This is a genomic window from Streptomyces sp. CNT372 (assembly GCF_000377145.1).
In genome coordinates this window covers 35,449-60,809 of sequence record NZ_KB897777.1, presented here as the reverse complement: position 1 = coordinate 60,809, position 25,361 = coordinate 35,449, and the positions used below count along the sequence as shown (strand labels likewise).

17 protein-coding genes and 1 pseudogene are annotated in these 25,361 nt (G+C 71.6%); 4 read left to right on the top strand and 14 right to left on the bottom strand.

All coding sequences use genetic code 11. From position 1 onward, the window contains the following. Window positions 1–203 precede the first annotated feature (203 nt). Together C593_RS0102880 and C593_RS0102875 are read right to left on the bottom strand one after the other, a co-directional pair. On the bottom strand, window positions 204–1,259 hold the full coding sequence (locus tag C593_RS0102880; protein WP_018845808.1) for a hypothetical protein: 1,056 nt from the start codon (window positions 1,257–1,259) through the stop codon (window positions 204–206). Next, window positions 1,256–3,664 carry a hypothetical protein gene (locus tag C593_RS0102875; RefSeq protein ID WP_018845807.1) on the bottom strand — a complete coding sequence of 803 codons (2,409 nt, stop codon included), beginning with the start codon at window positions 3,662–3,664 and terminating at the stop codon, window positions 1,256–1,258. The genes C593_RS0102880 and C593_RS0102875 overlap by 4 nt, the downstream gene beginning before the upstream one ends. A 1,003-nt stretch (window positions 3,665–4,667) precedes the next feature. On the opposite strand from C593_RS0102875, the gene C593_RS30860 reads away from it, so the two are divergent. Continuing rightward, window positions 4,668–6,050: a methyltransferase domain-containing protein gene (locus C593_RS30860; protein WP_158686792.1), complete on the top strand. Its 1,383-nt coding sequence runs from the start codon at window positions 4,668–4,670 to the stop codon at window positions 6,048–6,050. A 313-nt stretch (window positions 6,051–6,363) separates the two neighbouring features. Continuing rightward, entirely contained in the window at window positions 6,364–6,930 is a 567-nt protein-coding gene (locus C593_RS0102860) for a GNAT family N-acetyltransferase (RefSeq protein ID WP_018845804.1), read from the top strand. On the opposite strand, the gene C593_RS33225 is transcribed toward C593_RS0102860, so the two are convergent. The 3 genes from C593_RS33225 to C593_RS0102840 are packed head-to-tail and all read right to left on the bottom strand — an operon-like array spanning window position 6,906 to window position 11,100. Continuing rightward, window positions 6,906–8,666: an alpha/beta fold hydrolase gene (locus C593_RS33225; RefSeq protein ID WP_018845803.1), complete on the bottom strand. Its 1,761-nt coding sequence runs from the start codon at window positions 8,664–8,666 to the stop codon at window positions 6,906–6,908. The two genes, C593_RS0102860 and C593_RS33225, sit on opposite strands and share 25 nt — an antisense overlap. After that, a complete protein-coding gene (locus tag C593_RS0102845) occupies window positions 8,663–9,592 on the bottom strand; it encodes a macrolide 2'-phosphotransferase (RefSeq protein WP_078521130.1) in 930 nt (309 codons plus the stop codon). Before C593_RS0102845 ends, C593_RS33225 begins: the two co-directional genes overlap by 4 nt. Continuing rightward, window positions 9,589–11,100: an AMP-binding protein gene (locus tag C593_RS0102840; RefSeq protein ID WP_018845801.1), complete on the bottom strand. Its 1,512-nt coding sequence runs from the start codon at window positions 11,098–11,100 to the stop codon at window positions 9,589–9,591. Before C593_RS0102840 ends, C593_RS0102845 begins: the two co-directional genes overlap by 4 nt. Before the next feature lie 42 nt (window positions 11,101–11,142). Here C593_RS0102840 and C593_RS0102835 point away from each other — a divergent pair, with 42 nt between their 5' ends. Next, window positions 11,143–12,750 carry a CocE/NonD family hydrolase gene (locus C593_RS0102835; RefSeq protein ID WP_486591068.1) on the top strand — a complete coding sequence of 536 codons (1,608 nt, stop codon included), beginning with the start codon at window positions 11,143–11,145 and terminating at the stop codon, window positions 12,748–12,750. Here the strand turns inward: C593_RS0102835 and C593_RS0102830 are convergent. The 9 genes from C593_RS0102830 to C593_RS0102790 form a co-directional block, all read right to left on the bottom strand. Next, the gene (locus tag C593_RS0102830; RefSeq protein ID WP_018845799.1) at window positions 12,715–13,794 is read right to left on the bottom strand and encodes a glycosyltransferase; all 1,080 of its coding nucleotides are present in this window, start codon (window positions 13,792–13,794) and stop codon (window positions 12,715–12,717) included. The genes C593_RS0102835 and C593_RS0102830 overlap by 36 nt on opposite strands. A 53-nt stretch (window positions 13,795–13,847) precedes the next feature. Further along, entirely contained in the window at window positions 13,848–15,077 is a 1,230-nt protein-coding gene (locus C593_RS0102825) for an ATP-grasp domain-containing protein (protein ID WP_026277289.1), read from the bottom strand. Further along, on the bottom strand, window positions 15,070–15,771 hold the full coding sequence (locus C593_RS0102820; RefSeq protein WP_018845797.1) for a PIG-L deacetylase family protein: 702 nt from the start codon (window positions 15,769–15,771) through the stop codon (window positions 15,070–15,072). The genes C593_RS0102825 and C593_RS0102820 overlap by 8 nt, the downstream gene beginning before the upstream one ends. After that, the gene (locus tag C593_RS0102815; RefSeq protein WP_018845796.1) at window positions 15,768–17,792 is read right to left on the bottom strand and encodes an NAD-dependent epimerase/dehydratase family protein; all 2,025 of its coding nucleotides are present in this window, start codon (window positions 17,790–17,792) and stop codon (window positions 15,768–15,770) included. Before C593_RS0102815 ends, C593_RS0102820 begins: the two co-directional genes overlap by 4 nt. Window positions 17,793–17,865: 73 nt before the next feature. Then, window positions 17,866–18,612, bottom strand: a complete 747-nt coding sequence (locus C593_RS0102810) for a hypothetical protein (RefSeq protein ID WP_018845795.1) — start codon at window positions 18,610–18,612, stop codon at window positions 17,866–17,868. Between the two features lie 8 nt (window positions 18,613–18,620). Next, window positions 18,621–19,655 carry an arginine beta-hydroxylase, Fe(II)/alpha-ketoglutarate-dependent gene (vioC, locus tag C593_RS0102805; protein WP_018845794.1) on the bottom strand — a complete coding sequence of 345 codons (1,035 nt, stop codon included), beginning with the start codon at window positions 19,653–19,655 and terminating at the stop codon, window positions 18,621–18,623. Window positions 19,656–19,864: 209 nt separating this feature from the next. After that, on the bottom strand, window positions 19,865–21,682 hold the full coding sequence (locus C593_RS0102800) for an amino acid adenylation domain-containing protein (protein WP_018845793.1): 1,818 nt from the start codon (window positions 21,680–21,682) through the stop codon (window positions 19,865–19,867). Beyond that, window positions 21,679–22,848 carry a capreomycidine synthase gene (gene vioD / locus C593_RS0102795; RefSeq protein ID WP_018845792.1) on the bottom strand — a complete coding sequence of 390 codons (1,170 nt, stop codon included), beginning with the start codon at window positions 22,846–22,848 and terminating at the stop codon, window positions 21,679–21,681. The genes C593_RS0102800 and vioD overlap by 4 nt, the downstream gene beginning before the upstream one ends. A gap of 20 nt (window positions 22,849–22,868) precedes the next feature. Next, window positions 22,869–24,260, bottom strand: a complete 1,392-nt coding sequence (locus tag C593_RS0102790; protein ID WP_018845791.1) for a lysine 2,3-aminomutase — start codon at window positions 24,258–24,260, stop codon at window positions 22,869–22,871. Window positions 24,261–25,125: 865 nt separating this feature from the next. Between C593_RS0102790 and C593_RS33545 the strand changes: the two are divergent. Then, a pseudogene (locus C593_RS33545) lies at window positions 25,126–25,224 on the top strand (XRE family transcriptional regulator); the annotation flags it as partial. Window positions 25,225–25,361: the final 137 nt, after the last annotated feature.

Below are 25,361 nucleotides of genomic sequence, written 5' to 3'. Positions count from 1 at the left end.
ATAGCCCGCCAGCCGGCGTAGCCACCTGTGTCGACAGGACCCAGAGCTCTGCGCCGTCGTCACCTCAGGATGGCGGTCGAACACGGAGGCCACACCCCATGTCGATCAAACCGTACCCACATTCTTGAGATCAGGGAGACACGACGAAGGGCCTGTGCCTGCTCGCCCTGCTCAAGGGGAGGGAGAGCAGGCACAGGACTTGTTCATCCTGTGTACGGATCGAGGGTGATGAGGGTCCGTCTAGCATCGGCGAGGGTTTGGCGGAGGTCAAAGGACGTCGAGCGAATCAGGGGTACCGGGTAACTGGGGTAGGCATCGGCGTGGGCGGCGGCCGTGATCAGTTGGCAGGTGGCAAGAATTGTGGTCAGCAGGTTGGAAGCGAAGAGGGCCTGAGTATCTGGGGTTGAGTCGTTGGGTGGGCGGAACAGGACGGCGACCAGGCTGCGGTGCCAGGAAGGGTCCAGCGAGTCGGGGAGTGCCAGGGCACGGGCGAGGGCCTTAGCCAGACGTCCCATGGAATCGGGGGCGGTCCCCTGTGTCTTACCCCAGATACGGGCCAGCAGCGAATTGCCGTCCCGCACGCTGGGGCGGTACGAGGACGGGTTGAGCACCCCGCGTCGTGCATCTCGTACGCCTTCGAGGAAGTCCCCGAAGGAGCTGTGCGTGTCCTTGTCGCGCTTCACGTGATCCCAGAAAGAAGCCGCTTCGGACTTCTTCTGTGCTTGCACCTGCTGGAGTCGCTCCAGCATGGTCCCTTCCAGGGCGAAGACAAGCTGGCAGAGTTGGTCGACGGCGGTTTCCTCCGCGTTGAGAGGACAGGCGACGCGCCAGGTGAGGTCCTCAATGATGACGTTGGCCAGTCGGCCGCCGAGTCGCGGGAACCACGCCGGCAGGATGACCGGGGAGGAGATCTGGGGGAAGTCCAGGGTGTTGCGCGCCAGGAGCACCACCGCCCGCCGGTCCGTGGTGACGTCACCGATCAGGTGCTTTTCGCACGCTTCCTGGTTGTCCTGGAGCAGTTCGACGAAGTCGTCGAGTACCGCATTGGTGTTGTCGAAGCGGGTCTTGCGCACCACCAGGACCGCCACGGGATGGCCCGCGAGGTGTTCCTGCACCTCTAGGGCGTAGTCGGACCGGTTCTCCCGAACCTGGAACCAGAACCCGCTCAGCTCACTGTCCGACGCGGCGAGCCGGTCTCTGATCTCGGCGGCAAGGCGGGCTGGCGGGAGCTGATCGTCGCCGAAGGCCGTGGGGCTCACGCGGTCACTTCTCCTTGTGTGGTGGCGGCGATTCGGCCCAGCAGGCGAATCTTGGGCCACACCCATTCGTTATCGTGGTTGAGGAAGTTGCTCTCCGTTGCGCTGGACAGCAGGCGGTCGGCGCTGATACCGGTCCCTGGCCCGAGTCGCGCGACGATGTCGGTGAAGTCCTTCATGCTGCACCGCATGCTCTCTGGCGACGCGCGGACGATCTCGCTCAGGCAGCGATATACGGAGCGTAGCCACACGGTGTCCGAGCCTTGACGCTCGCCCATCGCCTCGGAGGCTGCCCTCCTAAAGAATTCGTACTCCCGGCTACGACTGATGTGGCTCGCGCGTAGCCGCAGCTCGGCGAACTCGGCGGCATCTTCCTGCCTGAGGTACAGGTCGGACTGCCGCCGTTCCTGCTGGATGAGGAAGTCCACGAAGTCGCGCAGCAGGTTCACGGTGAGCCACGGGTGGCCGGCCGTCTCCGCATGAACAGCGTCGATGAAGCCCACGTCCATCGACACTTGCTGGCTCAACACCTTCTGCGTGAACCGGGCGAACTCGCTTTCCTCCGAGCCGCTTTCGTGTGCAAAGAGAGGGAAGGGGTCCTGACGTACGTACGGACTGAGCTGGTTCTGTTCCATCAGGATGAAATGTGCGTCAGGCTGCTGCCCGAGGAACACCAGGAGGTTCTCCCTGGCGAACTGAACCATCTGGTTGAGCAGGGGCTGGACGACCGTGTACCTGATGCCGGGGTCACGTCGCAGAGCCTGCCCGAGGACTCCGAAGAGCGTTTCGTACTCGTCGAGAACGAACACAGTGCGCGTACTGTCTGCCGCCGCACCGTCCGCACAGTGGTTGACCAGGTTCGCGAAGAACGTGCCAGGGATGCGGCGGCCCTCGTCCAGGGCGTCGCAGATGCGCTCGTAGCAGTCACCGTCGTTGGCGATTTCACCGGTGGAGGAGCAGGTCTGGCTGACCACCACCGCTTCCCCGGTCGTTGACGCCAGATCGAAGCCGGCGGTGGTCTTGCCGCTGCGCCGAACACTGCACCAGAGCCGGACGCCGTTGCGGCTCTCGAAGGTCCGGAGTAGATCGTGCACGCTGTGCCGGTGCACGCGGTAGAACCTGAGCTTGCCGGGTTCCTCCAGCGGGAAGTCTCGAGCCAGGTTGAACTGGAGGCGTTGGTTGCGCACCGACGCGGTGCCCTGCCGGTAGGCGCGGGCCACGAGGAGCTGGAGTACCTGGTCCCGAGTCTGTGCCACCGAGTCGGAGCCGGTTTCCCCCGGGACGACGACGGTCTCGCTCAGCCGTTCGTCCTGCTCGACGAAGGCCCGTAGGTCGGACGGCAGCGGCGCCACGATGGCGGCGACGCCCCTCCGGTGAGCCTCCTCCAGGTCGCGGCGGTCGACGTAGCCACCGTCGAGGTAGCACTGAACCTCGATCATCTGCTGGTACGGCGACTGGGTGGACGGTCGGAGAGAGATGTCGAGTCGTTGCTCAGCCACCGAATACTGGGACAGGGCCGGCAGCGGTACATGTCGACGGTTGCTGCCCAGCACATCGAAGGCGGACACGGTGGGCAGGACGCTGTTCAGCAGGCCATGGATAACGTGGCTGCGGCCGATTCGCTGCTGGACCAGGAGTAAGTCGTCAGTGACGAGGAAGGGCAGTGTGTGGAACCAGGTCCGCTTGTGATCGAGGAGGACGTCCCGCCCGGTGCGGCCGCCGAAGTCGACCTGGGCGTAACCCACGACGAGGGCAGACAGCATGCAGGAGTTCAGCGTGCGGAGGCGACGTGCGGGCTCGAGGTCCACTGCGGCAGGCAGGAGCGTGGAGTAGAACTCGATGGGCAGGTCAAAGAACCGTTGCAGGCCGTTCAGTGACTTCATCAGGGCGTAGTGCTCGGATTCACCCTGCGAGATTTGGTAGTTGAACCCCTTTTGGAAGATGTCCTGAGCATGGCTGGATAGCGCGAGGGCGATCTTCGGGAGGAGCGTCGTGCCTTCCTCCGGGTGCGCCAGGCGCTCCAGGAAGAAGGTGAAGTCCTCTGCGAGGCGGTTCCGGTAGTAGGTGGACCACTGGAAGATGTGTCGGTCGCTGAGGTCTTGGAGGGCCGCGAGGAACTCTGGCAGCCAGTCGTCCTCGGCGTCCTCCGCCTGTGCTGGATCGTCGGTATCCGAGGTTGCAGAGGGGGACGGCCCATGCAACTTCTCGTCAAGCTGGGCCAGCAGTGCGTTCCGTCGCTTCTTGAGGAAGGCGCGTGTGAACACGTCTCGGATCCGGGTCTCCCACGCCTCCAGGTCGTGGATGGGAAGGTCCTCTATCAACCCGTTGGCTAGGTCCTGGGCCTGGTCGAGTTTGACGGCCTTGCACAGTCCTTCGATCTCCCGCAGAGCAGCGTCGACAGTGGACATCCATCACCCGTTTTGAAAGACCGTCACCTAGTCGGGAACCCTATAGGAGGACGCCATGCTGCGGGGTGGATAGCGGCATTTGCGGTTGCCCTGATGATCCTCAGGCGAGGAGGGCGCCCTGGTGACACAAGGGGAAGCGGCAGTGTGCGCTATCGATCTCGGTGACCGCACGGCGGCCGCGCGGACCTATCGGTTTTGAGGGCATGTGCTGGAGCGTCCTCCCGCCTGCCCGGTAGGGAGGTCAGTACAGATGGCGCCCGGCCGGAAGGCAGGGCCGTTGGGCCTGTCCATCGACGCCTGCGTAGCAGGGCCTCGGCGGCCGCGCCTACAGGCTCGTTGCTCAGCGGTGCAGCCCCGAAGGATCTGCGTGAGCGCTGCGTGAGCGGACTGGACGGCACTAGGGTGGACCCAGCGTCATGGTGATCACGGTCGGACGTCTCTGAACTGGGGAAACGGCAGTCTGTGGCATCGTCTGGCACCAGTCGGGATGATCTTGTGGGCCCTCGTAATGCGTAGGTCTCGGGTTCGAATCCCGAAGGCGGCTCCGTTGTGAAACCCCAGGTCGGATGTCTGACCTGGGGTTTCTTGTTTTGGGTGACCTTGGAATCCGGGCTGATCGGGCACGTGTGGTCTCTGCGTCACAATGCGTAGGTCTGAAGTTTGCAGTCGGTAGCGGTTCTGCGCTGCAGGGCTTTGAACTGGCCTCAGCGCGGTGGCCATGTGGTGGCCATGTCGTGGCCACCACATGGCCGGTCTCGGGTGCCGGTTTTGTGCGGCAGTTGAAGGCAACACCGTTCCGCACAATGCGGCCGGTGGTGCACAACTCCCCGACTCGGCAGGATCGGTGGTCGAGGTTGCGCGACCGCCCCGCGAAGCGCGGCGGCAGGAACCGCGCACGGAGCTCCGCGCCCCGGTCATCAGGGGCGACCCCTTCGGCACCCGAACCCAGAAGGAGCCCGAGACAACTGTGCCAGGACAGCCGCCCACAGCAGAGGGCCTTCCCGTGACCGCATCCGGTACCGCTCCGGCGGCGCCTCCCGCCCCTGCACCCGCCCCCCGCGGCGATCTCGTCGCCTGGTCGCGGCTGGGGAAGGTGCTGCGCGCGCTGGACTGGCCGTTACGGGCGGAGGCGTACCGACAGGCCGGCGGGTCGATCCACCACCCGTGGCTGACCGACCCGGCAGGCGACGATCCCCTGTTCAGCCTGCTGCACCTCGGCCGGTCGCGCAGCGCCCCGCCGCCCGAACTGTTCGATGCCCTGGCCGCCCTGGGCCTGATGGCATCCCCGGGCGGGTCCGCCGACAGTGACCCGGCTCCGGACGCTGCCCCGTACCGCACCGCCCACCACTACTTCACCGCCTTCCGCGGGCTGCTCACCGTCGCCGACCACCACGCCCGCCCGCCCCGCAGCGGCGTGTACCTCGGCGAGGACGGGTTGATGTTCACCGACCGGGTGCTGAGCACGCACGCCGAGGGCACTGCCCTGGAGATCGGCTGCGGATCGGGGCTCACCGCCTCCGCGTTGGCCACCCGCGGCCTGCGCACCACGGCGATCGACATCAGCGCCGACTGCGTGGCCGCGACCACCGCCACCGCCGCGCTCAACGGGGTCACCGACCGTGTCGAGCCCGTGCACGCGGACGCAGACCAGGCCCTGGCGGGCGCCGCCCGCTACGACCTCGTCGCCGCCAACCCGCCCGGCCTCCCCGTCCCCGACACCGTGGCCTACAGCCCCGCCGGAAACGGCGGCCCGGACGGACTCGCCGTCGTGCGGACCGTATGGGAGAACGCCTCCCGGATGCTCCGCGACGGCGGGGCGGTGGTGATGCGCTTCGAATGCGCCGGAGACCTCGTCGGCCCCTGGGCGCTGCCGGAGATCTTCGATCTCGCCGGTGACAGCTCGGTGCTGGTGACCGTTCACGCACGACTGCCGATGCGCACCCGCAGCGCACTCACCGCGCTCCGGGCCGCCCCGTACAACCCCGGCGCCGCCCCCCAGGAACTGCTGCGCCGCCTCGACGCCCACACGGACGCCCTCGGTGCCTCCCGCCTCTACACCTGCTTCATGGTGCTGCGGAAGGACTGCCGGGCCCGCCGCGAGGTGCACGACCTCACCGCGGTCAACCTCTCGCCGGGCACCGCCGCGGAGTCGCCCGCCCCGCCCCCGGCGGACATCGACCGGCTACCGCCGGGCCTGGCCGGACTGGACTGGCGGCCGCAGCTCGCACTGCTGCACGAGCGCTGGGGCGAGACCGTACGGGCCGCGGCACGGCACCGGGACGCCGACGCCGTCATCAGCGAGGTGTTCCCGGACGCACGTGCGCAGGACCCGGTCAACAGCCGCAGCCTCCACGCGTTCCTCAGCGCCCTGCCCGGCATGCCCTGACGGAAGGCCATGGCCTCCCACATGCGTGAGGTCTGTGGAGTGTGGCTCCACAGACCTCAGGAGGGACCATGCGTGTTCTCGGAACCAGCGGCCGGCCGGGCGCCGACCACGACGGCGCGGTCGCGCCGGTCACGGGACGGCACTCCGTCGGTGCCGGTCCAACGGCCGTACTCCGAGGGGATCACCAGCACCGGCTCCCCAGGCATCTGGGGATGGGCGATCACCCACTCCGGCGTTCCCGTTACGAAGGCTGTCCCACCGCATCACGGCCGGATACCGACCCTGCCTCGGACAGCGGTCGTAGTGTCACGTCATGACCACAGTCGATGACACCACTTACGCTCTCCGTACCGCCCGCCCCGAGGACGCCGAGGCCATCGAGGCGCTGGACGGCTCCTTCACCACGACCACCGTCTTCCGTGTGGAGATCGCCGAGAACGGGTTCACCCTGCGGGAGACCCCTGTGGACCGGCCCCTGACCAAGGTGTTCCCCGAGGACGAGTCCGACGGAGACGACGACGAGGACGGCGACGACCAGGACAGCCCCACCTTCCTCGCCCTCGGCGCCGACGGGTCCCTGGCGGGCTTCGTCTCCGTCTCGTACGCGCCGTGGAACCGCCGCCTCACCATCGAGGACATCGAGGTCGCCCCCGGGCACCGGGGGCGCGGCGTCGGCAGGATGCTGATGGCCCGGGCGGAGGAGTTCGCCCGGGAGCGCGGCGCCGGGCAGGTCTGGCTTGAGGTCACCAACATCAACGCACCCGCCATCCACGCCTACCGGCGGATGGGCTTCTCCCTCTGCGGCCTCGACACGTCGCTCTACGAGTTCACCTCCTCGGCCGGGGAGCACGCTCTCTACATGAGCAAGCCCTGCCCCTGAGCCGACAGCAGCTGGTGAACGGCGCGGGCGGAGCCGTCACCCGGAGCGACGGTGACGGTGAGCAGCCATGCGGCTCCGTCCCCCTCCCGGGTGTACCACTCCACCCGGGCGTCCAGCAGACGGTCGCCCGCCGCCGTGCGCTCCGCGTACCAGGCGCGGAAGCGCTCCGAGCGCCAGACCGGGAGCGGCACCGTCCGCTCCCCGCCCGTACGGGGGGACCCCTGGCCCACCGCTCGCAGGGCCGCGCCCGCCGCCCCCGCGATCGACCGCTCCACCGGCACCCCGATGGCCTCGGCGAAGTGCAGCAGATACGCCATGCGTTCGGCCTCCGGCGGCGTGCCCAGCACTGCCCGGCCCGAGTCGTACCAGGCCCCCCACTTGATGTTGGAGACCAGGCCCGGCAGCCGCTCCATGTCGCGGGGAATCCAGAACAGGATCACGTCGGAGCGGCGCATCGCGTCCTCCTCCCACTCGATCTGGTCCGCGTACGCCGGGTAGGAGCCGCCCGGTGCGGGCTCGGGCAGGAAGACGGTCAGCGTCCCCGCGCCCCGCCAGATGGCACGCAGGGCGGCGACGGCCTCCGGGCGCCAGGACGGCTCGGCCGGGTCGGCGGGCGTGGGGCCGCACAGGTAGACGGCTGCCGCCCAGCTCGCGGGAGCCTCTTCACCGACATGAACGACGTGCACGGTGGCGGTGGCGGGAGAACCGAGGGGCAGGGAGGAGTCAGGGGACACGGGGGAATCAACCGGGTACTCAAGGGACATGGAGGGCTCCGGGTCGGTCGGGGGCAGGGTGGCGAGGAAGTCCAGCAGGACGGTGTGGAAGGCGTCGGGCCGCTCCAGGAAGCCGAGGTGGCCGGTGTCCGCCAGCTCCGCGTACCGGGCGCCGGGCACCGCCCCGGCCACCTCGCGCCCGAGCGGGGCGGGTGCCAGGACGTCGTCGGCGAAGCCGACCACCAGCAGGGGGGTGGTGATCCGGCCGAGTTCGGCCAACCGGTTCCGGACGGATCGACGCGGGGGCAGGGCTGCCGGGTTTTCCGTGAGCGTGAGACGGGCTGCCGGGTTTTCCGTGAGCGTGAGACGAGAGGGCCGGGCCGCCGGGTCTCCCGTGACCGTGAGACCCGGGGGCCGGGTCGCAGGGTCTTCCATGAGCGCGGCCAGTTCGAAGATGTCGAGCCATTCCGTGACCGCCCGGTCGTCCGCGAGTGTCCGTGGCGAGAGGTTCTGCGCCAGCCGGACAGACGCCTGGTATTCCGGCGGAAGCCGGATGCCCGCCCTGGCGCAGGCGTCCTCGGCCCGGGCCAGTGCCTCGCCGACCGGGTCGGGACGGCCTCGGGTCGCGACGAGTACCGCTCCGCCCGCCGGACGCGGATCGGTCAGAAGCAGCTCCTGGACCGCGAGCGCGCCGAGGGAGTGGCCGACGAGCGGGCAGGAGGTCAGTTTCAGGGAGGTGAGTAACTCGCCGAGAGCAAAGGCCAGTTCGGCTTCATCGGCCGCTTCGTGGTCGAAAGTGACGACGAGGCGGCCCGCGGCCGTCAGGGCCGGGACGGTGTGGCGCTCCCAGATCCTGCCCGTACCGCCCGCGCCCGCCACGAGGACGATCGGCTCCCCGGTGCCGTGCAGGGAGTACGGCGTCCCGCCGGGCGTCGCCCCTGTCTCCCGTACGGCCCCTCGGGCGTCCGAACGGCCTGTGCCGGGTGAGTCGTCGACGCGGCTGGTTCCGCCCGTGCCGGTCACCGGGCGACCCTCGACAGGGCGAGCTCGACCCACGCCGGGCGCCCGGTGTCCAGACCGCGCAGCGCCACATGGACCCACAGGAACGAGGCCCGGGCCAGGACGTGCGCGCGCAGGCTGTCGCGGACCTCGCCGCCCGCCGCCCGGTAGGCGTCCAGCAGGCCGTCGAGCACCGGTTCCCCTCCGGCGTAGAGCATGTCGGCGAAGTCGGCCGCCGGGTCCCCGGGGCCCGCGTTCGCCCAGTCCAGCAGGCCCGACAGGGCCGGTGGTCCGTGCCGCGGCCGGGTCACGAGCGTGTGGCCGGGGTGGATGTCCCCGTGCACGAGCGCCAGCTGTCCGGGCCACATCCGGTCGTCGTCCAGCCATCGCCGCCAGCGGGCCAGCCGCGCCTCGCTCAGGCCGAGTTCGGTGTGCGCGCGGTCCAGCTTCACCGCGATCCCGGCGCGTACGGTCTCCGGGGTGGCAGGCGGGCGGCCCGCGGTGTTCCACCGCCCGTCGGGGCGCAGGGAGTGCACCGCCACCAACGAGCGCGCCAGCGGCTCCAGATAGCGGTCCGGGTGGGCCAGCGGGTCCATCGACCAGCCGTAGCCCAGCGTGATGGGGTCCTCCAGCCCCGCCGCCTCGCCGGGGAGACTCGGATAGGCGACCAGATCGGGTGTGTGCAGCCGCCAGTCCGGCACGGGCACCGGGACCCGGTCGCGCACGGCGCTCAGGACGGCACCCTCGACGGCGAGTTGCTCCGAGGCGGCGGGGCGTCGGGGCTGCCGCAGTATCCACGGGGTGCCGTCGGCGGCGCGGACGTGGGTGACCCGGAAGTCCCAGCCCGAGTCGTCGGACCGCGCCGACGTCGGATCGAGTTCGATCCCCAACTCCCTTGAGGCGTGAGCGATCAGCTCAGGGGCCCCGGTCCCGCCGTCCTGGGCGCTCATCGGGGGGCCGCCGAGGTGTCCAGGTGCCGGTCCCGGGTCGCGTCGCGGTCCACCTTGCCGGTGTGGGTCCGCTCCAGCGCCTCCACCGGCACGATGAGGCTCGGCACCAGGTGCGGGGGAGCGGTCCGCGCCAGCCGGGCGCGGACGTCCGCCGCGACCTCGCCCGGGCCGTGGTCCGGCAGCGGGACGAAGAAGGCGGCCAGCGTGCTGTGTCCTGCCCGCTCCACACGGGACGCGGCCACCGCCGCCACCCCCTCGCAGCGCCCGATCAGCTCCTCCACGCCGAGCAGGTCCACCCGGTAGCCCCGGATCTTGACCTGGTGGTCCGAGCGGCCTCGGAACACCAGCGCACCGTCCCCGGCCGCCTCCACCAGGTCGCCGGTGCGGTACCAGCGGCGGCCGTCCTTCTCCACGAAGCGGGCGGCGGTCGTCGCGGGAGCGCGGTGGTAGCCGAGCGCCAGGTTCGGGCCGGAGACGTACAGCTCTCCCTCCGGGCCGACTCGCTGGCCGACGTGTGGCAGCGGGTGGCCGATGGGCAGGTCGCCGCCGGTCTCCGGCAGCGGGGGAGCGCCCGGCCCGGCGAGGAGAACCGCGTGGGTGACGAGCGCGGTCTCGGTGGAGCCGTAGGTGTTGAGCAGCCGTACGCCGTCGGCGCCCAGCAGCCGCCAGCGCTCCAGCATGTCCGCGCGGATCGCCTCCCCGCCGATCACCACCGTCCGCAGCGACGCGGGAAGCCCGGCGCCCTGGTGGAGCAGGTCGCCGGTCAGGGTGTTCCAGAACCCGGTCGGCAGCACCGCGACCGAGACCCCCTGCTCCTCCACGACCCGCCCGAACCCCTCCTGGGCCGCGTCGTCCAGGACGAGGGTGGCGCCACCGGTCAGGGTCGGCAGGATCTCCTCCAGGCTGGTGTCGCCGCCCGCGCCGTGGAAGTGCAGCACGCACGCGTCCGGGCCGACGCCGTACAGGGTGCGCAGTGTCGGTACGACCGCCGCCGGGGCCCGGTGCGGGACCACGACGCCCTTGGGGTCACCGGTCGAGCCGGAGGTGAACAGGACGTACGCCGGGTCCTCGGGGCCGGGTGCCACCGGCAGGCCGTCCCCGGCGGCCGGCGGCGCGTCCGTGAGCGCCCAGCGGGGACGGATCACGCTCTCCACCGGGGGCTGCCAGCCGGACTCGGCGGTCGCCACCGCTTCGCGGCAGCCGAGACGGGTCAGGATCCCCGCCAGCCGGGCCTCGGGGTGGCCCGCCTCCAGAGGGACGTACGCCCGGCCTGCCGCCAGTACCCCGAGGATCGCCGCCACATCACGGGCCGAGTGGTGGGTGACGATGCCCACGGGCGGCTGCGGCTCCGCCGTGCGCGGGGCGACGGACCGGGCCACCGACCGGGCCCAGCCGGCCAGGGTGCCGTATCCGACGACGAGTCCGTTGTCGATGACGGCTGGGCGGTCCGGATCGTCGCGCGCCATTCCGAAGAACGGTTCAAGAAAGGAGATTTCGGCGGACTGCATTGTGAATTCCCTTGCCGTGATGGAATAGTGGGGATCATGCGTATGGTGATGGAATGTGACGTGAAAATAACCGCGCGGGACGGCTGTTTATTGAATGGAGACCTCTACCGCCCGGATATCTCCGGGCCCGTCCCGGTGCTCGTCCGGCGCACCCCCTACGGGACGTCGGGAAGGCCGGGCGGGGCCTCGGTCGACGGGCTGCGGCTGGTGCGCGAGGGGTACGCCCTGTTGGTGCAGGACGTACGGGGTCGGTTCGGGTCGGGGGGTGTCTTCGAGCCGTACGTGAACGAGGCGGCTGACGGCGCCGACACCGTCGCCTGGGCGGTGCGGCAGCCGTGGTGCGACGGCACGGTGGGGATGTTCGGCCGCTCCTACGAGGCCATGGCCGCGCTGCTCGCCGCCGCCGAACGGCCACCCGGCCTGCGGGCCGTCGCCCCGTACGTGGCCGCGTCCCGCTTCGACGAGGGGTGGACCCGCCAGGGCGGCGCCCTCCAGCTCGGCTTCCTCCTCTACTGGGTCCTCTACGACCTGCTGCTCGGCGGGGCGGGGCTGACCGGCGCCGAACGCGCCGAGGTCGAGGAAGCGGTGGACCGGATCGACGACCTCTACCGGGCCCCGGAAGCCGCCGACGACCTCCTCGGCCGGCTCGCCCCGTACTACCGGCGGTGGCGCGACACCCCCACGGACGCCCCGTACTGGCGCCGGGTCGCGCCCCGCGAGTTGTATCCCGCGATCCAGGCCCCGGCCCTCCACCTGACGGGCTGGTACGACATCTTTCTCGCCGGAGCCCTGGAAAATTACCGGGGAATTCGCGGGCAGGGGGTGGAATCGCGGCTGGTGGTCGGCCCCTGGGCTCATGGTGTCACCGGGGGGATATTCCCGCAGCGGCGCTACGGAATTTCCGCCGACGAACAGCATCTCGATGTCACCGGACTCCACCTGGACCATTTCGACCGCCATCTGCGCGGGCTTGAGCCCCGTACGGAGCAGGACTCCGTACAGCTCTTTCTCACCGGCGCCGACATCTGGCGCTCCTTCCCCGACTGGCCCGTCCCCGGGACCGAGGAGTACGCCCTCCACCTGGACGGGCAGGCTCTCGTGCCCGGACCCGGCCCGGAGGAGCCCGGCCGTCGCCTCCTCCGCCACGACCCGGGCGATCCCGTGCCCACCACGGGCGGGGCCACCGCGCTGCCCGGCCAGTTCACCGGCGGTGACTGCGGACCGCTCGACCAGCGCGAGGTCGAGCGGCGCGCCGACGTTCTCTGCTTCACCGGCCCCCCGCTCACCGCCCCGCTGACCGTCGTCGGCGACACCGCCCTGACGGTCCTCGTCACCCCGGACGCGGCGGGCGCCGACATCACCGGCAAGCTCGTCGACGTCCACCCGGACGGCCGGGCCGAACTGCTCTGCGACGGCGTCCACCGGCTGACGGCCGGGGCGGTGCCCGGGGACGGCGGGCCGGTCGAGGTCACCGTCCGTACGGGCGCCGTCGGGCACGTCTTCCGCCCCGGCCACCGGGTCCGCCTGGAGATCGCGGCCAGCAACGCGCCGCGCTTCGACGTGCACCCCCCGGTGGTCGCGCACCACACGGTCCACTACGGCGGCGACCACCGCTCACGCCTGCTGCTGCCGTGCCTCGCCGATGACTGAGGACGACTCCGGGCCGGTGGCGTCCGGGTGGAAGACCGACAGGTCACGCACCCGCTCGATCCGCCGGCCCGCTTCCCAGTGCGCCCGCCGCAGCCGCCGTTGCTGCGGACCGGTCAGCCGGGTGCTGTGCTGCGGGATGGAGCGCACCATCCGGGCCCGCTTGGCCGAGGCCGGATAACGGTCCCGCACCCGGTAGGGGTCGTTGAGCAGATGGTGTGCGGTGCCGGTGTGGAGGGCCGCCTTGAGCAGCGCGTAGTACGCCGCCGCGCCCAGGCCCTTGTCCCGGGCGCAGTGCACCAGGGTTCGCGCCGCCTCGAACAGCCGCCACACCACCGGGATCGCCGGCGTCGTGAACACCCCGGTCTCCTGCGCGATGCCCTCCCCGACGCCGTAGCGGAAGTAGCTGCGCATGTTGGCGAAGCCGTGCTGGGCGTCGTGGAAGATCCGGGCCTCGGGCAGATACGTCACCGGAATCCCGGCGAGCTGGAGCCGGAAGTCGAACTCCCGGTCCTCGCACCAGTGGATCAGCTCGTCGAAGTGGTAGCCGCCGATGTGGTCCACGATCACGCGGTTGTAGATCAGCGGCGGCGAGAGCGCGCTGATGTAGTCGCCCTCGTCGAACTCCCGCACCCGGGCCGTGAGACGGCTCAGCAGCCCCGCCGACTCCCCGTACACCACCTGCCCCTTGACCACCGGCTTGGTGAGTACGGAGCGCACCATGGACCGCACCACGCCGGGGGCGAAGGTGCAGTCGGAGTCCATCAGCAGCAGGTACTGCCGGTCGGTGGCGGCGGCCCCCGCGTTGTAGGCCGCGCCGAGGTTGCCGACATCCTCGATCTCGGTCACTGTCAGCGCCCTCGGGTGGTCCGCGATCAGTTTGAGGACCGCGTCGCTGGGCCCGTTGAGGGCGAGAACGATCTCCACGTCCTCGTCGATCGAGGCGATGCAGTCTGCGATCCGCAGATCGTCGCGGAGCGCGATCACCACCGCGGTCCGGGCGATGCCCCGGTCGACCGCGGCCTCGTCCATGGGATCGGTGGCCATCCTGTTCTTCCTTCCCTTCCTTGTCGTCGCGGTGAGAGAGGCCCCGGCGGCGGTCATCCGGCCGCGTCCTTGAACCGCAGGGGCAGCGTGCGAAAGATGCGCGCCGCGACGGCCTCGGCCGTGGCCACGTCGTCGGCGTGGGCGATCACGCCTGCCAGGACGTCGGCCCCGCCCTGGTAGGGCGGTACGACCGTGCCGGGGGTCAGCTCCATACCCCAGAACACGTCGTGCACCCCCGCCCGGCGGGCCACGTTCCTGGGGTCGCCCACCCACTCGACGATCCCGCCGTCGGCGGGCTGGAACCGCTGGACGGCTGCCCGGTCCCGCGTCGGCTCCAGCTCGGCCAGGTCCAGCGGGCGGCCGAGCGCCAGGCGCACCAGGTTGGGCAGCGGGTCCACCCCGGTCGCCAACCGCATCACCTCGGTGGCGATCCGGGCACCGGTGATCCGGCAGGTGATCTCCAGGAGCACCACCCGCCCGTCGTGGGTGCGCAGGATGTCGGTGTTGATCACCGCCGGGTCCAGCCCCAGGGCCCGCGCCCCGCGCCGGACCGTCTCGCTGATCTCGTCGATCTGCTCGGCGGTGAGCCGGCTGGGCAGTGTGTCACCGCCCTCGAAGAAGTACGGGGCGAACTGCTCCTTGCGCCCGTACTCCCGGTCGGCGAAGCCGAACCGGTGCAGCGTGCCGTCGACCATGAAGCCCGCCAGGGTGTGCTCAGTGCCGCGCAGGAACTCCTCCACGACGATCCGGCCGCCGCTGATCCGGAGCGCCTCCGCGGCCCGGATGGGCACCTCCTCGGGCGACTCCACCTTCATCACGCCCAGCGAACCGGTTCGGTCGGAGGGCTTGAGCACGACCGGCAGCCCGATCCCTGCGGCGGCCCGTACCGTCTCCTCCACGCTCGCGGCCGTCGCGAAGCGGGGCACGTCCAGCCCCGCCCGGCGCAGGATCCCCAGCCTCCGGTCCTTGAGCGTGCAGTTCAGCGCGGTCTCCAGCGGCAGCCCCGGGCAGCCGAACCGGTGCGCCACCGCGCTGATCACCGGAGGGTTGTCGGCGCCCAGCGAGAAGACCCCGTCCAGCCGGTCGATCCCGGCCGCCGAGAGCGCCGCGAGCACGGCCGTGGTGTCGTAGGGGTCGCAGAGCACCAGGGTGTCCGCGGCCTCCAGGGACCGGTCGGTGGGGGTGTCGGTGGCTACCACCAACTCCGTTCTCGGGTACCTGAGTTCGGCGAGCGACCGGTCCATCCCCGAGCCGAGCCCGCATACCAGGAGCCGGTCAGTCACGGCCGCCTCCGGGGGCGGGGGCCGCCGGGGCGCCCAGGCTCAGTACCTGGAAGACCTCCGCGTGGCCGGAGCCGGAGGCCAGCGCGCCCCGGTAGCGGGCCAGCCCCCGGATGCCCTCGTCCCAGGCGGCATGGCGCAGCTGCGAGGCGTACGCCCGCATCGCTTCGACCTTGGTCTCGATCTGGCCGTCGATGTCCTCGGCGTACTGGAACCGGGGCATCGGCGCCCACACCTCGTAACCGAGGACCAGCCGAGGCGCAGGCATCGGCTCCCCGCCCGTCTCGTGGAAGAAGTCCGACCCCGCCATCCACAGTGCCTCGGTGGCCAGTTGGTGCACCATCCGGTGCTCCACGTCGTCGTCGTTGTCGTGCGGCAGGTAGACCACCTGCGGCCGGACCTCGCGCAGTATCCGGACCAGCTCCAGATGGACCCGGCGGGAGAGCGCGAAATCCCGGGACGGCTCATCGAGACGGATGCAGCGGTGCACGCCCATGGCCTTCGCGGCGGCCGCCGTCTCGGCCGCGAACTCCGCGTCGCCGACCCCGTCGTCCAGGGCGCTGCGCTCGCGCCCGATGACCACGACCACCGTCACCCGGGCGCCGCCCTGGACGTGCTTGGCGATGGAGCCACCGCACCCGATGACATCGTCGTCGGGGTGCGGGGCCACCACCAGCACGTCACGGACGCCGGTCATGCCCCCGCCTCCGTGATCTTCCCGGCCCACGCGGCCCACCGGCCGGTCGCCGCGACACCTTCCGCGAACGAGGTGCGGGCCCGGAAGCCGAGCAGTCGGTGGGCCTTGTCGTAACGGGCCCGGGCCCGGGAGCGGTACAGCTCCAGCTCCCAGTCCGGAACCGGCTCGGCGGGACGGCCGGTCACCTGCTCCGCCGGGCCGCGCAGGGCGCGGATCGCGTCGAAGAAGGTGCCCCAGCGCAGTTCCTCGTCGTGGCCGACGAGGAAGCGTTCACCGGCCGCGGCGGGGGTATCGACGGCCAGCAGCACCGCGTCCACGAGGTCGTCGACGTGCACGGCGTTGCACACACCGCCGCCGTCGCCGGACGGGAGTGCCGCGAAGTCACTGCCGGGTCGCTGCAGTTGGGTGATGGTCCACTGTCCGCCCCAGGGGCCGTAGACCACGCCCGGCTGGAGCACGACGGTCTCCAGGTCCGGTCCATGGGCGTCCAGCACCAGTTGCTCGGCGGCGAGTTTCTGCTGCTCGTACTCACGGTCGGCGGGGTCGGCCGGGCGGGCCGGGGATTCCTCCGTCAGATCGCCGGAGACGGCGGGGTCGTACACGTCGACCGTGCTCAGGTGCACCACCCGGCGGACCCCCGCGGCGCGCGCCGCGGCCAGGACGCGGGCGGTGCCGTCGACCGATGCCGCCCAGCGCTCGGCCTCATCGCCGGAGCTGCCGAAGGCGGCGTGCACGACGGTGTCGCACCCTTCGAAGGCGGACCGCAGCGCGGCGGTGTCCATCAGGTCGGCCCGCCGGAAGTCGAGCTGCTCCTGCGGCAGCACCGACAGCCGCGCGACGCGCCCGAAGCCGCGTACGACCGGCCGGACCTCCGCCTGGCTGTCCAGGATCAGCCGCTCGACCAGCCTGCCCCCGATGAAGCCGCCCGCACCGGTCACCGCGACCGTACGGCCTTCGAGAGTGGGCCCGCCTCCAGTGCCGCGGGTGGTCCAGGGCTGCGGTGTCCGCTCGCGCGCGGGACCCTCGTAGCACTCCTGGATCAGCTCCACGACCCGGGCCCCGTCCTCAGCGCCGGAGTGAACGGTGGCCGAACCGCGTGTGGCGGCGGCGAAGTTGGCGAGCTGTTCGGTGAAGAGCGCCTCCCACTCGTCTTGCGCGGGGGCGACGGCCTCGACGTCGCCCCGGTGCAGCTCCTCCCCGTCCGCCGTGGTCAGCAGGCACTCCCCGGCGGGGAAGTCGGTGCCGATGGTGACGGCGGCGCGGGTGCCCGTGACGGTGCAGGTGATGCCGAGATCGCGCAGACGGCTAAAGTCGCAGTGCACGTCGGCCGTGCCGAAACGCAGGTGGACGTGGGAGTCCGTCTCGACCCCGCCCAGCGTGTTGTCCTGGTGTCGGACGACCTCCACGCTGGGGCCGAGCCACCACAGCAGGGTGTCGAAGACATGTGAACCGGTGTCGGTGAGCACACCGCCGCCGGCCAGCCTCCGGTCGAACATCGACCAGGAGACCGGCTCCCAGGCGTACGGGTGGCCCTCGGACCAGTCCACGCGCACGATCTCGCCGAGGTCGCCCGCGTCGATGAGGCGCTTGACCCAGGCGTAGGCCGGGAACAGGCGGCGTGGGTGAGCCATCGCGAGGACCGGCGACCCGGGTTCCGCGGCGTGGGCGGCCAGCCGCCGCGCGTCCTCGGCCGAGGTGGTCATCGGCTTCTCCAGCAGGACGTGCTTGCCCGCGTCGAGCAGCCCCTCCACGGTCCGGGCGTGGCGGGTGTGCGGGACGACGACCACAGCGGCGTCGAAGGCGTCGGCGGCCTCGGCCGGGTCGGTGGCGATCACCACGTCGTCGGCGTCGGCGCCGCCCAGCTCGCGGTAGAGGGCGAGAGCGGCCCGGGCCTGCGCGGGGTCGCGGTCGACGAGCGCGGTGAGCCGCACTTCTCCCTTCAGCAGGGGGAGCGCGGGGATGTGGCAGCCGCGGGCGGCGGCGCCGCAGCCGACGATGGCGAGGCGTACGGGGGTGGTCACGGTGTCTCCAGGGTGTCGGGGTACGGGGGCGGGGAGCAGTGGCGGTGGCGTTACGGGACAGGGCGCGGGGCGGTCAGGATCTCGGGGCGGCCGTGTGGTGGACCCAGACGTTCGGCTCGGTGTACGTCCCATGGCCGTCCTCGCCGACCCGCAGCGGCACCAGGCCGCCGGGCAGCACGTGGTCGCCCGGTCCGGGGAGCGGGTGACCCAGCTCCGCCTCCCACCGCTCAACCGGCTGACGGATCACCAAGGACGCGGCAGCAATGCCGAGTTGTCGGGCGCCCAGATTGAGATGCGTGCGCAGCCAGGGGTCGAAGCAGCGGCCGTCCGGACCGCTCCAGGCGGCGTACGTCTCGATCGGGATCAGCGGGTAGCGCGGCTTGCGGGTGGGCCGGACCGGAATGATGACGCCGCGCGGGCCGTCCACGGCGGCCCGGTGGCGGGCCTCGGTGAGCAGCCGTTCGGCGTGCCCGGCCGCCCGGTGCGCGGGTTCGACCGAGACCGAGAGCATGCACAGCGCCTCGGGGCGCGCGGGCGGGCCGTGGTCGACGGCCTCCACCAGCACCTCGTCGCTGCCCGAGGGCAGCGACGAGGCGGTGCCGTCCCACCGGACCGGCAGCCCGTTGGCCGCGGCCACCAGACGCCCGTCCCCGTCCACCAGGCAGAGCTGGTGGGCCGGGTAGCGGTCGTACATCCCGTGCCATCGCCAGTTGCCGGGAGACTCCCAGCTCATGAACGCGGGCATGTTGGCGCCGATGAGGGCGTCCAGCTGCGGCAGCAGCCACGGGTCCCGGGCGAGGTCGGTGAGGGCGGGGTTCATCGGGGCACTCAGCCGAGCAGCCGGGTCTCGGTCGTGGCCCGCATCTCGCGGGAGCGCCGCAGATCGGCGGTGACGCACACCCGCTTGAGCCAGCGGTCGGTGCCGTCGTAGCGCGCCCGGAACGGCAGCCTCCCGTGCACGGCCCGATGGTTGTCGATGAAGAGCACGTCGCCCTCGTCCGCGACCACCTCCCGCATTCCGGCGTCGACCACCTTGAACAGCGCGTCGTAGGCGCGCCGGGCGTCGGTGTCGTCCTCGGGTACGGAGGTGAAGTACGGGTCGAGCCGCATGTACGGGTCGAGGCGTGAGCCGTAGAGCAGGGGAACGAGGGGCCGCTCGTCGATCATCCGCTGGATGGTGGCGAACCGGGCCGCCTCCTCGTCGCTGGTGATCGTGTTGTTCTTCGGCAGGTGGGACTCGTCCGGGGCGATGTGGAACCGCGGCTCGAAGAGGATGCCGATGTCATCGGCCGAGAGCGAGGAGAGGTCCAGCTCGCCGACGGTGGTGGGGACGCTGTCGGGATTGCGCAGCGCCCCGAGGATCAGATAGTCGCTGCGGTACGGATGGAAGGCGTCCTCGGTGTGCCAGGTGAGCAGCTCCGCGCTGCCCATGCCGAGCTGGTCGTTCTCGTGCTGGCGGATCGGGAAGATGTCGTGGACGAGGTGGCCGTTCTGCTGGGTGGCCCAGCCGAACGGCTCTCCGAGCAGGGCGCCGTAGAGCATGAGCAGCAGCTCCTCGGGGAACTCCGGCCCCGGCCTGCTCCGGCCGCGCCAGTGCTCGGGCGTCGGGCCGATGCGGTCCTGGTCGAAGACGTGCCCGCGGATCACCGCGTGGCCGCGGCGGTCGCTCAGCTGGAACTCGCGCAGGAAGCGCTGCGTGCCAGGCGGCAGCGACGCGGCCAGCCGCGGCAGGTCCCGCAGCAGCGCGGGATCGTCGAAGGACGGGTAGGCGGAGGCCAGTTGGATACTGATCTCCGCGGTCGCGGCGGCCTCTTCGGGCGTCAGGGTGTAGCCGGGCGTGGACGGGTCGGTGAGGCTCGACATGCCAACTCTCGCTGAGTGGTCGGGAAGGGGTGCTGCCCACGGACAGCCGGAGCCGGGCCGTGGGCCCTCGGGGTGGTGCGTGGTGGTGCCGGGGTGCCGAGGCGGCGCGGGCCGGAGCCGCTCCCGTACGGGAGGCCGGGCGTCCGGGCCGCTGGGTCGGGCTGTTCGGATGCGGGCCTGAGGCGTGTGGTCTCTTCGCGGCCGGGTGGTCAGGTGCGGGCGGTCTCCCGCGCGTCGAGCGCCGCCGCCGTCAGCCGGGGCGTCGGACACGCGAACAGGGTGCTCGCCCGCAGCCCCGCCGCCGCCGGGAAGGAGTCCCGCAGCCGGGCGAGCAGCCGCATGGCCAGCAGGGACTGCCCGCCGTGGGCGAAGAAGTCGTCGTCGGGGCCGAGCCCGGGCGCCCCCAGGACGTCACGGAAGGCGGTCAGGACGGCGCCCAGGGGGTCATCCCGCTCCACGGGCGTGGCCTCGGCGGGGTGGTACGGCCCCGCCGGGGTCGTGCGGTCGGCGTCCGCCGCCCAGGCGGCGAGCAGCTTCTTGTCGATCTTGCCGTGCGGGTTCTTCGGCAGGACGGCCACCCGGTAGTGCACCCGGGGCACGGCCCACTCCGGCAGCGCCCGTGCCAACGGCCGGATCATCGCGTCCCGTTCGGCCGCGGCCGGGCGGACCGCCGCTCCGGGGGGCGGGGCACGGTGCGGGTCGGCCGGGACGGTGAACGCCCACAGCGCGGTTCCGGTCCCCGGGTCGGGGAAGACCACGGCCTGGTCCACCTCCGGGTTCTCACACAGGGCGCGCTCCACCCGGGCCGGTTCCAGCCGGTGGCCCCGGATCTTCACCTGGTCGTCGACCCGCCCGAGGAACACCAGGTGGCCGTCGGCGTCGATCCGCCCCAGGTCGCCCGTGACGTACACCCGCGCGCCGGGAGCGGGCGCCGCAGGGTCGGGGACGAACCGGCGGGCGGTGGCGGCCTCGTCGCTGAGGAAGCCCCGGGCCAGCAGCGGTCCGCCGATGTGGATCTCGCCCGTCTCGCCGTCCGGCACCGGTCGCCCGTCCCTCCGGATGCTGATCTCCACGTCCCGCAGCGGAGTGCCGAGCGGGACCTCCTCGGCCCCCTCGGGGAGCAGCCCGGTGTAGAAGGCCGAGCTGACGGTGCACTCGGTGAGCCCGTAAACATGGGCCAGCGAGGCGGGCTGGCGGGCCTGCCACGCGCGGTAGGGAGCCGGGTCCATCCGCTCGCCGCCGACCACCACCGTGCGCAGCTCCGGCGGGGTGGTCCGGCCGGTGGCGGTCAGCCACCGCGCGTACTCCAGCCAGTACTGCGTGGACAGTTCCACCACGGTGGTCCGGGTCCGGTCCATCGTGGTGTGCAGCTCCTCCGCGTCCAGCGCCCGGGTGTCGGCCCGGCAGACAACCGAGGCGCCCACGGCGAGGGCGGGGAAGACTTCCTCGATGACGACGTCGAAGCCGAGCGAAGCCACCTGGAGCCAGCGGTCCCCGGGCGTCAGCTCCAGCCGTACGGCGACCCCGGCCGCGAACCGGCCGAGCGCGTCGCGCTCCACGACCGTGCCCTTGGGCTCCCCGGTGGAGCCGGAGGTGAACAGGACGTAGGCCGGGTCGTCGGGCCGGTGCCGTACCGGAGGACGTACGGCGCTCAGGCCAACGGGTACGTAGGCCCCGTCCGGGGCGTGCCGGCCGTCGCCCAGCCACACGGCCGCATCGGTGCGCCGTACGAGCGCGGCGCGCGCGGCGGCGGGCAGCCGGTCGTCCAGGACGGTGAACCCGGCCCCCGCCTTGAGCGCGGCGACCATGCCCAGGACCGTACGGGCCGGGTCGGGGAAGGCGAGGCCCACCAGCCGGCCGGGGCCCGCGTCCTGTCCGGCCAGGAAGTCGGCCCAGGCATCGGTCAGCCGGTCCGCCTCCTCGTACGTCCACACCCGGTGGGGGGTCACCAGAGCGGGGGCCTCGGGGTGGGCGCCGACGGAGCGGTCCCACAGGCCGATTACATCGGGTGCGGTCGCGGCGGTCACCGGGCGGCCCCGGTGGTGGCGTGCTCGCGCAGGAAGGCCGAGAGGCCCGCGAGTCCGGCGCGGAAGCTCTCCTCGGGGCCGCCGAAGCCGAGCCGGGCGCCGTGGGGCGCGCCGAATGCCGTGCCCGGCACCAGCAGCGTGCGGTGCCGGTCGAGCAGCTCCAGGCAGAAACGTTCCACCGCTTCCGGCGGAGCGTCCGCGTCCGCCAGCTTCCGAAAGACGGGCAGCGCGCACACCCCGCCCTCCGGCGGGGTCCAGTGCACCAGATCGACATGGGCGGCCGCCCAGTCGGTCAGCCGGGCGAGGTTGCGCCGGGCCTCGGCCGCCCGCGCGCCGATCAGCCTGTCCGCGTGGCGCATGGCCCGCTCGGCGATCTGCTCCACCAGCGGGGAGAGGAAGAGCGTGGTCCGGTCGCGCAGCGGGAAGGACGCCCGGATCAGCTCCGGCGGCGCCACCGCCCAACCCACCCGGAGCCCGGGCAGGCCGAAGGTCTTGGAGAACGTGCCGTACGAGACGGTGTTCCCGCCTGCCGCGCCCGGGGTCGGCAGGGCCTCCCAGCGGTGGGTGATCTCGGCGGTCGCCGCGTCCCACACCAGGGTCGCGCCGGCCGCCTCGACGTGCTCGGCCAGCTTCTCGAGGCCCTGGGGCGAGAGGGTCGCCCCGGAGGGGTTGTGCGGGAAGTTGACGATCACCGCCCGGGTCCCCGGTGTGACCAGCCGCTCCAGCGCGCCGGGGTCGATCTCGCCCTCGCGTACGGCGGCGGCCGGGAGTTCGGCGATCTCGCACCCCGCGGCCCGGGGGTAATGGGCGAGCGAGTGGTAGACGCCCTCCTGGACGACCACCCGGTCGCCGGGGCGCAGCAGGGCGTGCAGGGTGAGCGCGATCGCCTCGCTGGAACCGTGGGTGACCAGCACCCGGTCGGCGTCGCCTGCCGCGTAACGGTCAGCGATCGCCTGCCGGACGCCCGTCCCGCCCTGCGAGATGCTGTCGTCCATCACGATCGCGTCCAGGTCCTCGGCCCGGATGCCGCACAGTTCGCGTATCTCGGCGAAGGAGTACGGATGGACGCCGCTGGAGCTGATGTCGTGGATGCCGGGGGCCAGATGGCGGCGGTACCACTCCTCCAGCACCGGAGGGTCCTCGTGCCGCGGACGCAGACTGCTCATGGCTGTTGCACCTGTCCCTTCTATCCCTGACGGGAGTCCCGCCACCACCGCTGACCGGAGAGCGGGAGCGTGTCGATGGGGTCGTAGTAGTGGTAGGAGCCGGTGCGGGCCTCGGGGTCCGCCGCCTCCAGCGGGGTGAGGTAGCTCTTGCTCCAGTGCGAGACGCCGAGCTCGCGGTCGTAGGAGTCGGTCTGGTCCACCCAGCGCTTCCCGGCCATCGGCACGTCGCACACGATGCGGGGAGTGGCGAACCCGGGGAGGTATCCCATGATCTGGTGCTGGATCAGCTGCGCCCGGTGCAACGGCACCCGCCAGTGCTCGGCGTTCGGGATCATGTCGCACATGTAGAAGTAGTACGGCGTGATGCCGGCGTGGTCGGCGAGCGCGAAGCACAGGTCGAGCAGCTCGTGGGCGCTGTCGTTGACGCCGCGCATCAGCACGCCCTGGTTCCGGACGTCGTGCAGCCCCGCGTCGAGCAGTGCCCAGGCCGCGTCCGCCACCGCGGGCGTCACCTGCTGGGCCGCGTTGGCGTGGGTGTGCAGCGCGATCCGGACCCCGCGGGCCCTGGCCTTTGCCGCGACCCGCGCGACGCCCTCCAGGATCGGGCCGGAGCGCCAGTGCTGCGGCAGCCCGATCAGGCCCTTGCTGGCCAGCCGGACGTCCCGGATCGAGTCGATGTCCAGGAGCTGGTCGAGGAAGCGCTCCAGCCGGAGCCAAGGCATGTTCGCCAGGTCGCCGCCGGAGACCACCACGTCCCGGATGCCGGGGGAGGAGCGCAGGTGAGTGAGGATGAGATCGGCCCGGTCGGCCGGTTTGAGCGTGAGCTTCGTCTTGGTGATCTGGGGCGTGGAGTTGCCCACCAGGTCCATGCGGGTGCAGTGCCCGCAGTACTGGGGGCACGTCGACAGCAGCTCGGCGAGCACCTTCGTGGGATAGCGGTGCGTCAGCCCCTCCACCACCCACATGTCCTGTTCGTGGAGTGAGTCCCGGTCGGCCATCGGGTGCGAGGGCCACTCGGGGTGCCGGTCGGAGAGGACCGGCAGCATGTAGCGCCGAACCGGGTCGTCGTAGAACGCCTTGGTCAGCTCACCCGGGCGGGCGCCCGCCGACTCCGGGGCCATCGTGTTGATCATCTGGGGCGGCAGCAGAACCGACATGGTGGCGCGCTCCTGCCGGTCGCGCTCCAGGTCCTCGTAGAAGCCCTCGTCCAGCAGCGTGCCCATGACGGCGCGCAGCCCTTTGGCACCCTTCACACAGTGCGCGCGCTGCCACTGCGGGTCCGCCCACTCGGCCGCGGTGACCTCGCGCCACCCCGGGAAGCGTCGCCAGTCCGGCTCCACGAGCGGACGGCTCCGGTACTCGTAGGCGCCTGCTATCGCCGCGGTCTCCGTCTGGTTGCGTGCCGTGTCCACCAACCCGCCACCTGTTCTCGTCGGTTTCGGCCGTGTCGCCTGTCGCCACTGATCCTGCAGAGGCCGGAGGTTGTACACGAGGGAAGATTGCCGGGGGTTGTTGTACGGGGCTCCTGACGCAAGAGACCCGTACAACTCCGCCCGGCCGGGAAGCGGAAGGCGGCGGCGTGCCGTCGGCGAAAGCGCCGTGCGGCGCGCCGAAATCGGGACGATCACCTTTCGAAGTGGCTGGAACCGACAGACGATCGCTTGATCGGCATGTCGGTGGCATGTACCAATATTCAAGAGATCAGGTGCGGAGGTCTCCTGCCGGCCCGGCAGTCTCCGCCCGGCCGCACGGCCGGCCGTACAACCGCCGACCACGGTTGTGCGGGTCGGTGACGCACGTGCGCCTCGTTCGGGACACCATTGATGAGCAGGGGGAGATATGGCCAGGCCGGAGCGGTTATTGGACCCCACGGACGGACCGCTGGAGGCATTCGCACATGACCTGCGAGGGCTGCGCCGAAAGGCCGGGAACCCTTCCTATCGCGCCATGGCGAAGAGCGCCCACTACTCGGTGGCGACGCTCGCGGAAGCGGCCCGGGGACTGCAGAAACCTTCGCTGAAGGTGACCCTCGCCTATGTGGCCGCGTGCGGCGGCGACGTGCCGGCGTGGGTGCGCCGCTGGCACGATGTCAGCGAGGAACTGGAAGCCGAACAGTCCGAGGCCCACCGTAAAACGGAGCCTGTGGCCAGACAGCCCACGCGCCCCGGCCAGCCCGCCGTCGCCCCGTACGGTCCGGAGCCGTACGGCATCGAACGCGTTCCGCGCCAGGAGACCGGTCCGGCCCCCTCGCGTGCCGCGGGGCGTGGCGAGGGTGCGCTGACCGCCGACGAGCGCGACGAGCTGCGCCGCCTGCGCGACGAGGTCGCTGAGCTGCGGCGGGCCAACGAGGTGCTCAAGGCGGCCTCCGCGATCTTCGCGGCGGATCTCCGCACTACGGCACAGGTCGTGTACAACCCGGCGGGCCGTCAGGATCGGTCGGCGTGACCGGCATGCCGCGCGCCTTCGGGCCCGGGGCACAGCCGGACGATCCCGACCGACCTTTGGGGACTGAC